Source organism: Pseudomonas sp. MWU12-2319 (assembly GCF_023242525.1).
Classification (GTDB): Bacteria; Pseudomonadota; Gammaproteobacteria; order Pseudomonadales; family Pseudomonadaceae; genus Aquipseudomonas; species Aquipseudomonas gingeri_D.
The window spans coordinates 72,023-85,734 of record NZ_JALJES010000027.1 but is presented as its reverse complement, the minus strand read 5'-3'; the positions used below and the strand labels follow the sequence as shown (position 1 = coordinate 85,734).

The 13,712-nt window shown below is 61.3% G+C and carries 13 protein-coding genes; 8 read left to right on the top strand and 5 right to left on the bottom strand.

Features of this window, described 5'->3' with window-relative positions:
- Window positions 1-41: 41 nt before the first annotated feature.
- Both tal and rpiB read right to left on the bottom strand, forming a co-directional pair.
- Window positions 42-1,013, bottom strand: coding sequence for a transaldolase (gene tal / locus M5C01_RS30345; RefSeq protein WP_152741978.1), 972 nt, complete (start codon window positions 1,011-1,013; stop codon window positions 42-44).
- Between the two features lie 78 nt (window positions 1,014-1,091).
- Window positions 1,092-1,571 carry a ribose 5-phosphate isomerase B gene (gene rpiB / locus M5C01_RS30340; RefSeq protein WP_152741979.1) on the bottom strand — a complete coding sequence of 160 codons (480 nt, stop codon included), beginning with the start codon at window positions 1,569-1,571 and terminating at the stop codon, window positions 1,092-1,094.
- A 268-nt stretch (window positions 1,572-1,839) separates the two neighbouring features.
- On the opposite strand from rpiB, the gene M5C01_RS30335 reads away from it, so the two are divergent.
- Genes M5C01_RS30335 through dhaL form a run of 6 tightly spaced genes read left to right on the top strand, consistent with a single transcriptional unit; the run spans window position 1,840 to window position 7,903 of the window.
- Window positions 1,840-3,327 (top strand): sugar ABC transporter ATP-binding protein, encoded by a 1,488-nt coding sequence (locus M5C01_RS30335; RefSeq protein WP_152741980.1) that lies wholly within the window; start codon window positions 1,840-1,842, stop codon window positions 3,325-3,327.
- The gene (locus tag M5C01_RS30330; RefSeq protein WP_152741981.1) at window positions 3,324-4,319 is read left to right on the top strand and encodes an ABC transporter permease; all 996 of its coding nucleotides are present in this window, start codon (window positions 3,324-3,326) and stop codon (window positions 4,317-4,319) included. The genes M5C01_RS30335 and M5C01_RS30330 overlap by 4 nt, the downstream gene beginning before the upstream one ends.
- 45 nt (window positions 4,320-4,364) lie before the next feature.
- The gene (locus tag M5C01_RS30325) at window positions 4,365-5,402 is read left to right on the top strand and encodes a substrate-binding domain-containing protein (protein ID WP_152741982.1); all 1,038 of its coding nucleotides are present in this window, start codon (window positions 4,365-4,367) and stop codon (window positions 5,400-5,402) included.
- A 54-nt stretch (window positions 5,403-5,456) separates the two neighbouring features.
- Window positions 5,457-6,215 (top strand): SDR family oxidoreductase, encoded by a 759-nt coding sequence (locus M5C01_RS30320; protein ID WP_152741983.1) that lies wholly within the window; start codon window positions 5,457-5,459, stop codon window positions 6,213-6,215.
- A 35-nt stretch (window positions 6,216-6,250) separates the two neighbouring features.
- Entirely contained in the window at window positions 6,251-7,252 is a 1,002-nt protein-coding gene (locus M5C01_RS30315) for a dihydroxyacetone kinase subunit DhaK (RefSeq protein WP_152741984.1), read from the top strand.
- Between the two features lie 3 nt (window positions 7,253-7,255).
- Complete coding sequence (gene dhaL / locus M5C01_RS30310; protein ID WP_152741985.1) at window positions 7,256-7,903, top strand: dihydroxyacetone kinase subunit DhaL; 648 nt, start codon at window positions 7,256-7,258, stop codon at window positions 7,901-7,903.
- A gap of 54 nt (window positions 7,904-7,957) precedes the next feature.
- Here the strand turns inward: dhaL and M5C01_RS30305 are convergent, their stop codons facing one another.
- From M5C01_RS30305 to M5C01_RS30295, 3 genes are all read right to left on the bottom strand, one after another.
- Window positions 7,958-8,944, bottom strand: a complete 987-nt coding sequence (locus M5C01_RS30305; RefSeq protein WP_152741986.1) for a sugar-binding transcriptional regulator — start codon at window positions 8,942-8,944, stop codon at window positions 7,958-7,960.
- A 50-nt stretch (window positions 8,945-8,994) separates the two neighbouring features.
- The gene (locus M5C01_RS30300) at window positions 8,995-10,308 is read right to left on the bottom strand and encodes a dicarboxylate/amino acid:cation symporter (protein ID WP_152741987.1); all 1,314 of its coding nucleotides are present in this window, start codon (window positions 10,306-10,308) and stop codon (window positions 8,995-8,997) included.
- Between the two features lie 106 nt (window positions 10,309-10,414).
- Window positions 10,415-11,470 carry a tartrate dehydrogenase gene (locus tag M5C01_RS30295; RefSeq protein WP_152741988.1) on the bottom strand — a complete coding sequence of 352 codons (1,056 nt, stop codon included), beginning with the start codon at window positions 11,468-11,470 and terminating at the stop codon, window positions 10,415-10,417.
- A 137-nt stretch (window positions 11,471-11,607) separates the two neighbouring features.
- Here M5C01_RS30295 and M5C01_RS30290 point away from each other — a divergent pair, with 137 nt between their 5' ends.
- Window positions 11,608-12,516 (top strand): LysR family transcriptional regulator, encoded by a 909-nt coding sequence (locus tag M5C01_RS30290; protein ID WP_152741989.1) that lies wholly within the window; start codon window positions 11,608-11,610, stop codon window positions 12,514-12,516.
- A gap of 331 nt (window positions 12,517-12,847) precedes the next feature.
- Complete coding sequence (locus M5C01_RS30285; RefSeq protein ID WP_152741991.1) at window positions 12,848-13,708, top strand: MurR/RpiR family transcriptional regulator; 861 nt, start codon at window positions 12,848-12,850, stop codon at window positions 13,706-13,708.
- The last annotated feature ends 4 nt before the right edge of the window (window positions 13,709-13,712 follow it).

Genomic DNA, 13,712 nt, shown 5'->3' with positions numbered 1-13,712 from the left:
GCGGATACGCCGGCTGTTTTTCAAAATCGACTCAGACTGGTTCAAGCAACACCTCCGGCAAGTTTTTCCCGCAACAACGCTTCAAGCTTCAACTGATCCGCTTCAAAACCCCGGATGCCTTCGGCCAACTTCTCGGTGGCCATGGCATCCTCGTTCATCTGCCAGCGGAACTCGGCTTCACTCAGTGGGCTGGGCAAGCTCCCCCTCTGCCCGGCGCCATCGATCCGTACCGGCACCAGCAGACCCTCGGTGCCCTCAAGCGCCTCCAGCAGCGCCGGACTGATGGTCAACCGGTCGCAACCGGCCAGCGCCTTGATCTCACCGACATTGCGAAAGCTCGCGCCCATGACCACGGTCGAATACCGGTGCTGACGGAAGTACTGCAGAATGCGTTGCACCGAGCGCACGCCCGGCTCTTCGTCGGGCGCGTAAACCGTCCCGGGCTCGGCCTTGCCGTACCAATCGAGAATGCGCCCCACGAACGGCGAAATCAGGTAGGCCCCGGCTTCGGCACAGGCCCGCGCCTGGACGAAGTTGAAGATCAGCGTCAGGTTGCATTGGATTCCCTGCCCCTCCAGCACCTCGGCGGCGCGCAGGCCTTCCCAGGTCGCGGCCAGCTTGATCAGGATCCGCTCGCGAGCGATACCGGACTGTTCGTACAACTCCACCAGGCGCTGCGCCTTGGCAATACTCGCCGCGCTGTTGAAGGACAGCCGGGCGCTCACCTCGGTCGAGACACGTCCCGGCACGAGGGCCAGAATCTGTTTGCCCATGGCCACCACCAGCCGATCGCAGGCCTCATCTATCGCTGCATCGCCGCTGATCCCCTGGCCACGCACCTCACCGAGGATCTCACCGACCAGAAGGTCGTACTGACCGGACTGCACCGCCTTGAAAATCAGCGACGGGTTGGTGGTTGCGTCCTGGGGGACGAAGCGGCGAATCGCATCGAGATCGCCGGTATCGGCCACCACGACGCTGTGTTGTCTCAATTGTTCAAGCAGGTTGGACATTTCTTGGGCTCTTGTTGATTTTGTTCAGTCCCTGGCACTGACCCTGACCAGACTTCATCAGGCACGGCGGTCCCCGACCTATGTGCCGGACAACCCCCTGTTCGCGGCCTCGACGGCCGTGATCCGCTCGACCTTCGAGCCGGAACGCTCAGCTTCGAACTCGGATCCGAGGAAGATTTTGACAATGCTCTTGGCCAGCTCAGGACCGATCACCCGTGCACCGATGGACAGGATCTGCGCATCGTTGCTTTTACGTGCGCGCTCGGCGGAATAGGTGTCATGGGCCTGCGCGGCACGCACCCCCTTGATCTTGTTCGCGGAAATGGCCATGCCGATACCGGTTCCGCAAATCAGCACCGCCAGGCGGTGCTCGCCGGCACTGACCGCGGTCGCCACCGCGGCCGCGATATCCGGGTAAAGCACCGGACTCGAGGAGTAGCAACCAAAGTCCTGAAGCCTGTAGCCCAGGGCGGCAATGTAGGGCTTGAGCAGTTCCTTGAGTTCGTAGCCCGCCTCATCGCTGCCGATGGCCACCGAAAACAGTGTGTTTGCATCCATAAGTTTTCCTCCGTTGCCCGACAGAAGCACAGGCAACGATCAAATGATCACGCAATGAAATTTTGCACAAGCATTACTCAGCCACAAACAGGCTTCTGTCAAGCTATTTCTTTGACAAAAAACAGCAAAAACAGCTTATAACGAGCTAAATCGTCAAAAAATAGAAGACATCGTTGACAGGGTACGGAAAATTGCTTTAAACATATGATCACTCGCCGATCATTTGATCGGTGAGACCTAACAATAAAATCAGCAAGAGGATTTCCCGATGGCGATGCCATTACTGCTCCAGGCTGAAAATGTCGCCAAAGCCTATGCAGGGATCCCCGCCCTGCGTGACGGGCGCCTCTCTCTGCGAGCCGGCAGCGTGCACGCCTTGTGCGGCGGCAACGGTGCAGGCAAATCAACCTTTCTCAGCATCCTCATGGGCATCACCCAGCGTGACGCGGGCAGCATCCTGCTCAATGGCCAGCCGGTGCAGTTCGATCGTCCGAGCGCGGCCTTGGCCGCCGGGGTGGCGATGATCACCCAGGAGCTGGAGCCCATCCCCTACATGACCGTCGCCGAAAACATCTGGCTGGGCCGCGAACCACGCCGCGCCGGTTGTATCGTCGACGGCAAGGAGCTGAACCGGCGTACCCGGGAACTGTTGAAAAGCCTGGAGTTCGACGTCGACGCCAGCAGCCCGATGCATCGCCTGAGCGTGGCGCAGATCCAACTGGTGGAAATCGCCAAGGCCTTCAGCCACGATTGCCAGGTGATGATCATGGACGAGCCGACCTCGGCCATCGGTGAGCGCGAGGCTGAAACCCTGTTCAAGGCCATCCGCCGCCTGACCGCGCGTGGCGCCGGGATCATCTATGTGTCCCACCGCCTCAGCGAACTGGCGCAGATCGCCGACGACTACAGCATCTTTCGCGATGGCGCCTTCGTTGAAAGCGGACGCATGGCCGATATCGACCGCGCCCACCTGGTCCGTGGCATCGTCGGCCAGGAGTTGCAACGCATCGATCACAAGGTCGGGCGCGAATGCGCCGCGCAAAACTGCCTGAACATCGAAGGGCTGAGCCGCGACGGTGAGTTCCAGGACATCAGCCTGCAACTACGCCAGGGTGAGATCCTCGGCATCTACGGCCTGATGGGCTCGGGCCGCAGCGAGTTCCTCAATTGCCTCTACGGCCTCACCGCGCCCGACTCGGGAAGCGCCACGCTCCAGGGCCAGCCCCTGCCGATCGGCGTGCCGGCGGCGACCATTCGCGCCGGCATGTCACTGGTGACCGAAGATCGCAAGGACAGCGGCCTGGTCCTCAGCGGCAGCATCCTGGCCAATATCGCCCTCTCCGCCTACAAGCAGCTGTCGAGCTGGTCAGTGATCAATACGCGCAAGGAAAACGAACTGGCCCAGCGCATGGTCAAGCGCCTGCAGATCAAGATTTCCTCCCTCGACCTGCCGGTGGAATCCATGAGCGGCGGCAACCAGCAGAAGGTCGTGCTCGCCAAGTGCCTGTCGACCCAGCCGATCTGCCTGCTCTGCGATGAACCGACCCGCGGCATCGATGAAGGCGCCAAGCAGGAAATCTATCACCTGCTGGATGAGTTCGTGCGCGCCGGCGGGGCGGCCATCGTGGTCTCGTCCGAAGCCCCGGAACTGCTCCATCTGAGTGATCGCATTGCCGTCTTCAAAGGTGGCCGGCTGGTCACCGTCAGCTGCGATACCGCCCTTTCCCAGGAAGCCTTGTTGAGTCTCGCCTCATGAACGCCAAAACCCTTGCCCCACCTGTTCCTGCCCGCGTATCCGCAACCACCCGCCCAGGCGCGCGCCTGCGCCTAGCCCTGGACCGCTTCGGCCTGCCGCTGGTGTTCATTATGCTGTGCATCGTCATGGCCTTCGCCAGCGAGTACTTCATGACCTGGCGCAACTGGATGGACATCCTGCGCCAGACCTCGATCAACGGCATTCTCGCCGTGGGCATGACCTACGTGATCCTGACCAAGGGCATCGACCTGTCGGTCGGCTCGATTCTCGCGTTTGCCGGTTTGTGCAGCGCCCTGGTCGCCACCCAGGGCCATGGCCTGCTGGCGGCGGTCAGCGCCGGCATGTTCGCCGGCGCCATGCTCGGCGTGGTCAACGGTTTCATGGTCGCCAACCTGGCGATCCCGCCCTTTGTCGCCACCTTGGGCATGCTCAGCGTGGCCCGCGGCATGACCTTCATTCTCAACGACGGCAGCCCGGTCACCGACCTGCCCGACAGCTACCTGGCCCTGGGCATCGGCAAGCTCGGCCCGATCAGCGTTCCCATCCTTATCTTCGCGGTGGTCGCGCTGATTTTCTGGATGGTGCTGCGTTACACCACCTATGGCCGCTATATCTACGCCGTGGGCGGCAATGAAAAAAGCGCGCGGACCTCCGGGATCGGCGTACGCAAAGTAATGTTCTCGGTCTATGTGGTCTCGGGCCTGCTGGCCGGCCTCGCCGGGGTCGTCCTCTCGGCCCGGACCACCTCCGCCCTGCCCCAGGCCGGCACCTCCTACGAACTGGATGCCATCGCCGCCGTGGTGATTGGCGGCACCAGCCTCTCCGGCGGCACCGGCAGCGTGGTCGGCACCTTGTTCGGCGCCCTGTTGATCGGCGTGATCAACAACGGCCTGAACCTGCTCGGCGTGTCCTCCTATTACCAACAAGTCGCCAAGGGCTTGATCATCGTGCTCGCGGTGCTCATCGATGTCTGGCGCAAGAAAAAACGTTAAGCCGTTTCACTGAACCAACCGACTACAACAATAAAGGAGTTCCCCATGAAACTTTGCAGCGTAAAACTTTCCGCCCAAAAACTCGGCAAATCCCTCACTGCGCTGGCGGCGCTCTCCCTGCTCACCAGCAGTATTGCGCTGGCCCAGGAAAAGACCTACAAGATTGGTGCGGCGGTGTACGGCCTCAAGGGCCAGTACATGCAAAACTGGGTGCGCGAGCTGAAGGAGCACCCGGCGGTCAAGGACGGCACCGTGCAGCTCACCGTGTTCGACGGCAACTATGACGCCCTGACCCAGAACAACCAGATCGAAACCATGGTCACCCAGCATTACGACGCGATCATTTTCGTTCCGATCGACACCAAGGCCGGGGTCGGTGCCGTGGCACGCGCCCAGGAAAGCAACGTGCTGGTGATCGCGTCCAACACCAAGGTCGCCAGCGCCAACGTGCCCTTTATCGGCAACGACGATGTCGAAGGCGGTCGCCTCCAGGCCCAGGCCATGGTCGACAAGCTGCAAGGCAAGGGCACCGTGGCGATCATCCAGGGTCCGATCGGCCAGTCGGCACAGATCGACCGGCAAAAAGGCGAGATCGAAGTCCTGCTGAAGAACCCGCAGATCAAGGTCATCGAAATGAAGACCGCGAACTGGTCGCGCGCCGAAGCCCTGACCCTGACCGAAGACTGGCTCAACGCCCATCCCAAGGGCGGCATCTCCGGCATCATTGCGCAGAACGACGACATGGCCCTGGGCGCCCTGCAAGCGGTGAAATCCCACGGCCTGTCGCCAGACGACTTGCCGATCACCGCTATCGACGGCATGCCCGATGCCATCCAGGCGGCCAAGAAAGGTGAAGTCACCACCTTCCTGCAAGACGCCCAGGCACAATCCCAGGGCGCCCTCGATATGGCCCTGCACACCCTGGCGGGCAAGGACTACAAACCGCAATCACTGATCTGGGAGCGTTATGCCAAGGACGTGAAGTGGGCCGATGGCAGCGCCAAGACCTACATCCTGCCGTGGGTGCCGGTCACCAGCAACAACGCCGATGCCCTGTACGCCCAGGTCACCGGCACCAAGTAAGCGTCTGCCCAACCGAGAACCCGGGCCGGATCCGGCCCGTATGGAGTGTATGCAATGTCCAATTTCTGGAATCAGGCGTTCGACCTCAACGGTCGCTGCGCCGTGATCACCGGCGGTGCCGCCGGTATCGGCCTGGCCTGCGCCCAACTGCTGGTGGAGCGCGGCGCCAGGGTCGCCCTGCTGGACCGTGATCCGGCCGTGGTCGAGATGGCCGCCAGCCTCGGCGCAGGGCATATCGGCCTGGCCGTCGACCTGCGTCAGCTGGACCAGGTGCAAAGCGCCGTCGACCAGGCCGCCAGACAACTCGGCCGGCTGGATTACCTGGTCAACAGCGCCGGGGTCGCCTTGCTTGACAAGGCCCTGGACGTCAATGAAAGCGCCTGGGATACCACCCTGGACATCAACCTCAAGGCCAGTTTTTTCGTGGCCCAGGCCTGCGCCCGCTATATGATCGAGCAAGGCCACGGGCGCATCGTCAACCTCGCCTCCCAGGCCGCCGTGATTGGCCTGGATCGGCATGTGGCCTACTGCGCCAGCAAGGCCGCGGTGGTCGGCATGACCAAGGTCCTGGCCATGGAATGGGCCCCCCATGGCATCAACGTCAACGCGGTGTCGCCGACCATCGTCGAAACGGCGCTGGGCAAGAAGGCCTGGGCCGGTGAACTCGGCGAGCGGGCCAAATTGCAGATCCCGATCGGGCGCTTCGCCCAGCCGGAGGAGATCGCCGGGCTGGTGCTTTACCTGCTCAGCGATGCGGCCAAGATGATCACCGGGGAAAACGTGGTGATCGACGGCGGCTACAGCATCCAGTAATCGGCTCAGGCCTTACAAGAACAAGGAAACACTGCATGAATCGAATCATCAACGATCCGGACCAGGTGGTCGAGGACATGCTTCAGGGCATCCTCGTGGCGCATCCGCAACTGGCCCAGTACGAAGCCAATCCACGGGTCATCCGCAAGCGCCAGCCTTCCCCGGCCGGCCAGGTGGGGATCGTTACCGGCGGCGGCTCCGGCCATGAACCGGCCTTCCTCGGCTACGTCGGCCCCGGCCTGGTGGATGCCGTGGCCGTCGGCGAAATCTTCTCCTCGCCCACCGCCAAGAGTTTCTTCGATGCCTTCCGCGCCGCCGACCAGGGCGCTGGTGTCGCCTGCCTGTACGGCAACTACGCCGGCGACAATATGAACGTCAAGCTGGCGATGAAAATGGCCGCCAGCAAAGAGATGAACATTCGCACCGTCGTCGCCAACGACGACGTGGCCTCCGCCCCGCCGGCCGATATCGCCAAGCGCCGTGGTGTTGCCGGGGAAATCTTCATGTGGAAAGTCGGCGGCGCGGCCGCCGCCCAGGGCTATGACCTGGACGGCGTGATTCGCGTGGCCCAGAAGGCCGTCGACCACTGCCGCTCGATTGGCATCGGCCTGACCCCGTGCATCATCCCGGCGGTGGGCAAACCGAATTTCCAGATCGCCAATGGCATGATGGAGTTGGGTATCGGTCATCACGGCGAACCAGGGATCGAAGTCATCCCCGTGGAGTCCGCGGCGGCCATGGCCGAGCGCATGCTCGCGCCGATTCTCGCCGACCGCGATTTCGGCCAGGATGAAAGCGTCGTGGTGCTGGTCTCCGGCCTCGGCGCCACCCCGGTGATGGAGCTGTACATTTTCTACGCCGAGGTCGAACGCCTGCTCAAGACCAAGGGCCTGCGGGTTCACCGCTGTTATGTGGGCAATTACTTCACGTCACTGGAAATGATGGGCGTCACCTTGACCCTGCTCGGGCTCGATGCCGAACTGACCACCTTGATCGATCAACCGTGCCGCTCCATCGGCATGTCCCAGTCGGAGTAAACCATGGGCCAGCATTTCTCGAGTAGCAACGGCAGCGCCATCGTCACCAGCCTGGTTACGGTGATCGTCGCCAACCGCGAATACCTCAGCGAAGTCGACGGCGCCATCGGCGACGGCGACCACGGGATCAACATGGCCAAGGGCTTCGCCCGCTGCGGCAAGAGCCTTGAAGGTCGCCAACTGTCCCTGGCCGAAGCGCTGGACGAGTTGACCCTGGCCCTCATGGAAGGTATCGGCGGCTCGATGGGGCCGCTCTACGGCAGCCTGTTCATCGGCATGGCCGACGAAGTACGCGGCCGTGAAGAGATCGATGCAGCGAGTTTCGCCCGACTGCTGCGCGGTGGCCTCACTTCGTTGCAGGACATCACCGATGCAGGGGTCGGCGACAAGTGCCTGATGGACACCCTGATCCCCTCCGTGGAAGCCTTCGAACAGGCCGTGGCCGCGGGTATTTCTTTCAGCGAGGCCTTGGGCCGGATGAAAATCGCCGCCTCCCAAGGCCGCGATTCGACCCGCGACCTGGTGGCGAAAATCGGTCGCGCCAGCCGTCTGGGCGAGCGCTCCCTGGGGGTGCTGGACGCCGGTGCGGTGTCCTGCTGCCTGATCCTCACCGATCTCGCCGAATCGGTGGAAGCCCAACTGCGCGATTAACCTGGCACCTCCCCGACCGGGCCCTCGTCGAGTGCCGCCCGATCGCGGGAGGTTTCAGCCCTTCAGCTTGCGAGTCGCATCATCCAGCGCAAGGATGGTGTAGGCATTCGAGACCGTCGTCGCCAGGGTATTGATCACCCCGGAGCGCAACGCTCCCAGCGTCGCGGCGGCCTTGGTGTTCTCACTGGCAATCGCCACCACATCGGGAATCCGCGCCAACTCCTGCACGGTCAGGCCGATCACCCGCCCCTGCATGGTGTTGACGGCCGGTTGACCATGGATATCGATAAAGTCGTAGCCCATCATGTCGCCCACCGTACCGGAGAGTCGCGCCTGGGCAATTTCCTGGGGCGAGAACCAGCCCATGCGGACCATGTTGCTGTTCTCGCTCATATCGCCGATACCGATCAGCGCAATGTCGGCGCGACGGGCACGGTCAAGGGTCGAACGGACGGTGTCGTTATTGATCAGGATACTGCGCAATTCCGGATTCGCCACCAACGCCGGGGCATAGAGCGTTTCGCTCTCCGCGCCGAAACGCAAGGCCAGGCGCCGGCAGATATGGTCGGGATTCATATACTCGCCGGCTTTGAGCGAACCACCGATGGCACAGACAAAGGTGCAGTTGCGGGTCACCGGCAAGAACACGTTTTCAGCCACGGCCCCGACATTACGGCCCATGCCGACGGCAACGATCACGCCATCGCTCAAGGTCTTGTTCAGGTAGTGGGCGACCAGGCTGGCGACCGCCGAACGCTGGGTATCGGGGTCACCGTGATCGACGGCGATCAAGGCCCGGTCCAGCTTGAAACGCTCGACCAGCGCCTGCTCCAGTTCACTGTTCATCGCTGGATGTTGCAGCACCCGCACTTCGACGATCCCTTCGTCGCGCGCACGCTTGAGCAGCCGGCTGACTTTGGCCCGGGACAGCTCAAAGCGTTTGGCAATGGCCTCCTGGGTGATGTTCTCAAGGTAATAAAGCATGGCGACGTCGGTCATCAGATCGATGTCACTGGCGCCGCGCTGTGCACTGTCACTCATGAGAGCTTCCATTTCCGCGTCAAAAACCCATTGTCCCTATTTGCTACGGGTTAAGTCCAGTGGCGGGTCATCGGGATGACCTCGGCCTGGACCTCCTTGGGCTTCTCCTCTTCGACCTCGCCGTTGAGCACCTTGTGCATTTTCACGGTGTCCAGCGCCCCGACCCATTTGGCAATGGCCAGGGTGCCGACGCCATTACCAATCGTATTGGTGATAGCCCGTGCCTCCGACATGAACCGATCGACGCCCAGCAACAGCACCATTCCCGCGACCGGAATGGTCCCCAGGGAAGACAGCGTAGCCGCCAGGATGATGAATCCCGAACCGGTCACCCCCGCGGAACCCTTGGAGGTGAACATCAGCACCGCCAGCACGATCAATTGATCCGTCAGGGTCAGCGGGGTATTCGTCGCCTGGGCGATAAAGATGGCGGCAATGGTGTAGTAGATCGCCTGCCCATCCGGGTTGAAAGTCAGGCCCGAGGGAATGATCATCCCGGCGACCGGCTTGGAGACACCGGCCTTTTCCATCTTGGCAATCATCTGCGGCAGCACCGATTCCGAGGAACTGGTACCAAGCACGGTGAACAATTCTTCCTTGATGAACTTCAGAAACTTCCACAGGCTGAAACCGCTGTAGCGGCAGATCGGGCCCAGTACGAAGATCACGAACACCGCACAAGTCAGGTAGACACAGGCCATCAGCTTGCCGAGCGAGAACAGCGAGCCAAAGCCGTATTTACCAATGGTGAAGGCAATGGCGCCGAAGGCACCGATGGGAGCCAGGCGCATGACCATGTTGACGATACGGAACATGCCCTGCATCAGACTCTCCAGCGTATCGACGAAGACCTTTGCCCGAGGCCCCACATTGGCCAGCGCGATACCGAGCAGTATGGAAAACAGCAGGATCTGCAGTACGTTGCCCTTGGCAAACGCATCGACGATGGTGTCGGGGATGATGTTCATGACGAAGTCCATGAACGAGTCGTGTTTCACCGCAGAGGTGTAGGTGGCCAGGCTGGAGGTATCCAAGGTGGCGACATTGATGTTCATGCCAGCACCGGGCTTGAACAGATCAACCACCACCAGGCCGATGACCAATGCCAGCGTGGACACCACTTCGAAGTAGAGCAGCGCCCGGAAGCCGACCCGGCCCAGCTCCTTCATGCTTTCCATACGGGCGATCCCCGTGACCACGGTCAGAAAGATCACCGGTGCGAGCAGCATCTTGATCAGCTTGATGAACGCGTCGCCCAAGGGTTTGAACGCGGCGGCGGTTTCGGGAGCGAGTACCCCGACGATAGCGCCGAGGATGACCGCGATAAGGACTTGTACGTAGAGTTTGCCAAATATTCTTTTCATGACAGGGCCCTGATTTTTTATTGTTGTCAGGAAATGCCAAGGGCTCGGATCGCTGATCCGCCCCTTGGCGTTGCGCCGCAGTACTCCGTTGAATCGGTGGAAAATATCAGCGGCTGATCAGTTCGATCACCGCATCGGTGACCTGGCGGGTGGTGGCCTTCCCGCCAAGATCCGGGGTGTGCAAACCACTTTCGGTCACCGCTTCGATGGCCGACATCAGCTGTTTCGCCGCGGCGGGCTCGCCGAGATGTTCAAGCATCATGGCGGCCGTCCAGAACGTCGCGATCGGGTTGGCAACACCTTTGCCGGTGATATCGAAGGCCGAGCCGTGGATCGGCTCGAACATCGAGGGGAATCGGCGCGAAGGGTTGAGGTTGGCCGTCGGCGCGATGCCCAGGCTGCCGGACAGGGCAGCGGCCAGGTCGGAGAGGATATCGGCGTGCAGGTTGGTGGCGACGATAACGTCCAGCGTCGCTGGCTTGAGCACCATGCGCGTGGTCACGGCATCGACCAGTTCCTTGTCGATCCTGACGTCCGGGAAGTCCTTGGCGACTTCATAGAAGATCTCGTCCCACAACACCATGCCGTGACGTTGGGCATTGGACTTGGTGACCATGGTCAGGTGCTTGCGCGGACGGCTGCGTGCCAGCTCGAAGGCAAAGCGATGAATACGCTCGACCCCGACCCGGGTGAACACCGACACTTCGGTGGCGACTTCTTCGGGCAGGCCCCGGTGGACGCGACCACCGTTGCCGGAGTACTCGCCCTCGGAGTTTTCCCGCACCACCACCCAGTCGATCTGGTCACCGTTGAGCAGCGGGCTTTTCACCCCGGGCAGAACGCGAGCCGGACGCACGTTGGCGTACTGGTCGAAGCCTTGGCAGATCGGCAGGCGCAGCCCCCAGAGGGAAATGTGGTCCGGTACGTTGAGCGCGCCGACGGCACCAAAGAAAATGGCATCGAAGGTTTTCAGTTCTTCCAGGCCACCCTCGGGAATGTAGTAGCCGTTTTTCAGGTAGTTATCGGAGTTCCAGTCGAAGTGTTTGAAATCCAGCTCGAAAGCCGACTTTTTCGACAGGGCTTGCAGCACCTCGACGCCGGCGGCGATGACCTCGACACCAATCCCATCACCAGGCACCGCAGCAATTCTGTATGCGTTCATCGTCAACTCCACTCTCGTCACGTTCTTGTTGTTCCCGTTGGCCTGGGCTGTCCAAGCAGGGTGTGAACGGAGTATATGTAGTGAATCTGGAGACGTGAGTGACTCCAAATCACTACATAAATAACTTTGAGTTACGAATGAACCAGACGCTGGATTTGTCTTTTTTCTACCTGCTGGCCAACAAAGGCAGCCTGGCAGCGACTGCCCGGGAACTGGGTGTCACCCCGCCGGCGGTGAGCAAACGCCTGACGGCGCTGGAGGCCCGGCTGGGCGTACGCCTGGTCAACCGGACCACGCGCTCGATGAGCCTGACCTCGGAAGGCGAGCTGTACTTCTCCCATGCCGCCCGCATCCTGACGCAGATCGATGAGCTTGAGCAGTTGCTCAGCAGCAGCCGCGCCACGCCCAAGGGCCTGATTCGCGTCAACGCTTCGCTGGGTTTTGGCCGCCGGCATATCGGCCCGGCCCTCGCTGCATTTTTTGCCCAATACCCCGAGGTGGAAATTCAGCTGGAAATCAGCGACCACCCACTGGATCTGGCCACCCACGGCTTCGACCTGGGCATTCGCTTCGGCAGCTTGCCGGACGCCGCCTTACACGCCCGCAAGATTGCCTCCAATCGTCGCTTGCTATGCGCCTCGCCGCTCTACCTGGACAAATATGGAACCCCTTGCAAGCTCGCCGAACTGAAAAATCACAATTGCATTTTCATCCGCCAGAACGAGTCGCCCTATGGCGTCTGGAGTTTCAACAACAGCGGGCACACGGAAAACATCAAGGTACACGGAGCCTTGGCTTGCAACGATGGCGAGGTGGCCCTGAACTGGGCGCTGGAAGGCTATGGGATCTTGTTGCGGGCCGAATGGGACATCGCCCGCTATGTGCGCAGCGGCCGGCTGCGCCTGGTGCTGGAGGACCAGACGCCAACCCGCGCCGATGTCTATGCGGTGTACCCGCAGCAGTTGCATTTGTCCGCGCGGGTGCGCAGCCTGATCGACTTTCTGATCGAGCGTTTCAAGCATATCGACAATGTCGAGGACAATTGAATCGACGTTGGCCGCAAGCCGCTCCTAGCAGAAACATTTCCACCACCCGACCGACCAACGCCTGGACCTGTTCGACCTCCAGCGGTTCCGAACTGGGCTGGTAGAGCCTGACCCGTACTTCCGCAGTCATATCGACCGCGTCGTCTCGATGGCGCTCGATCATGAACTTGACGCCTCCTTCGGGTGAGTCAGCTCCCCTCTTCTCGCCTGATAGCACCATACGAAATCGCCGGGAAAAGGCATTGTGCTACCTGGAAAGTTGATGTTATGTTTATAACAACAACAAAACAAATGACATAAACATAACAATAGCAGATCTCGGCGCACCGATATGTCCATGGAAAAAAACAGCTTTCTCCAGCGACTGGAGCAACAGTTCTCCAGCCTGACCCCCACCGGCAAGCGCATCGCCAGCTATCTGCTGGGCAATCCGGAGCAGTTGCCGTTCGAGTCGGCCGACAGCATCGCGCAGCAAGCCTCCACCACCGGGATTTCCGTCGGGCGCTTTTTGCGCTCCCTGGGCTACCGCAACCTTGATGAAGTGAAAAAAAGCCTGCGCGGAGAAGCGCCGAGCTCATGGCTGATCACTGACCGGATTGCCGCCTTTCGCGCCGAAACCAACCAGGACGACGCGCTCGACCGCTCCATGACTCGCGAAATCGAAGCCATCCAGCACGCCTATGGCCTGGCCCGCAGCGAAGCCTTTGGCAAGATCGTGCAACGTATCCATGAAGCCGATGCCGTGTTCATTCTCGGGATCCAGTCGACCCGCGGGATTCTCACCGCGTTCCATAGCCACCTCGAATACATTCGCCCCAAGGTCTACTACGTCGACGGCCTCTCCGGCATCTACGCGGAAACCCTGAACTCCGGCTTCGCCAATCCCTACGCGATCATTGCCGACTTTCGCGCCTACTCCAGCGTGACCCAGACCTTCTGTGACGCGGCGCTGGAAAACAACCTGCCCCTGGCCCTGATCACCGACCTGCAATGCCCCTGGGCCCGGGACTACCCGCTGGATCTGTTGCAGCTGAAAACCGATGTCGGGCAGTTCTGGGACTCCCCCGCTCCGCTGGCCTGCCTGTTGAACCTGGTGGTCTCGGCCGTCGCGGAGAAGTACGGCGAACGCCTCGATGAACGCCTGGCCAAGAACCGCCAATTGCAAAAAGCCTTCGGCCAGTTCGAAGGCTGACCCA

Bases quoted from the DNA above. Each gene is read 5' to 3' on its own strand.
- M5C01_RS30290 (WP_152741989.1), top strand. From the start codon at position 11,608: ATGAACCAGACGCTGGATTTGTCTTTTTTCTACCTGCTGGCCAACAAA.
- M5C01_RS30335 (WP_152741980.1), top strand. From the start codon at position 1,840: ATGGCGATGCCATTACTGCTCCAGGCTGAAAATGTCGCCAAAGCCTAT.
- dhaL (WP_152741985.1), top strand. From the start codon at position 7,256: ATGGGCCAGCATTTCTCGAGTAGCAACGGCAGCGCCATCGTCACCAGC.
- M5C01_RS30325 (WP_152741982.1), top strand. From the start codon at position 4,365: ATGAAACTTTGCAGCGTAAAACTTTCCGCCCAAAAACTCGGCAAATCC.
- M5C01_RS30300 (WP_152741987.1), bottom strand. From the start codon at position 10,308: ATGAAAAGAATATTTGGCAAACTCTACGTACAAGTCCTTATCGCGGTC.
- tal (WP_152741978.1), bottom strand. From the start codon at position 1,013: ATGTCCAACCTGCTTGAACAATTGAGACAACACAGCGTCGTGGTGGCC.
- M5C01_RS30315 (WP_152741984.1), top strand. From the start codon at position 6,251: ATGAATCGAATCATCAACGATCCGGACCAGGTGGTCGAGGACATGCTT.
- rpiB (WP_152741979.1), bottom strand. From the start codon at position 1,571: ATGGATGCAAACACACTGTTTTCGGTGGCCATCGGCAGCGATGAGGCG.
- M5C01_RS30330 (WP_152741981.1), top strand. From the start codon at position 3,324: ATGAACGCCAAAACCCTTGCCCCACCTGTTCCTGCCCGCGTATCCGCA.
- M5C01_RS30305 (WP_152741986.1), bottom strand. From the start codon at position 8,944: ATGAGTGACAGTGCACAGCGCGGCGCCAGTGACATCGATCTGATGACC.
- M5C01_RS30320 (WP_152741983.1), top strand. From the start codon at position 5,457: ATGTCCAATTTCTGGAATCAGGCGTTCGACCTCAACGGTCGCTGCGCC.
- M5C01_RS30285 (WP_152741991.1), top strand. From the start codon at position 12,848: ATGTCCATGGAAAAAAACAGCTTTCTCCAGCGACTGGAGCAACAGTTC.
- M5C01_RS30295 (WP_152741988.1), bottom strand. From the start codon at position 11,470: ATGAACGCATACAGAATTGCTGCGGTGCCTGGTGATGGGATTGGTGTC.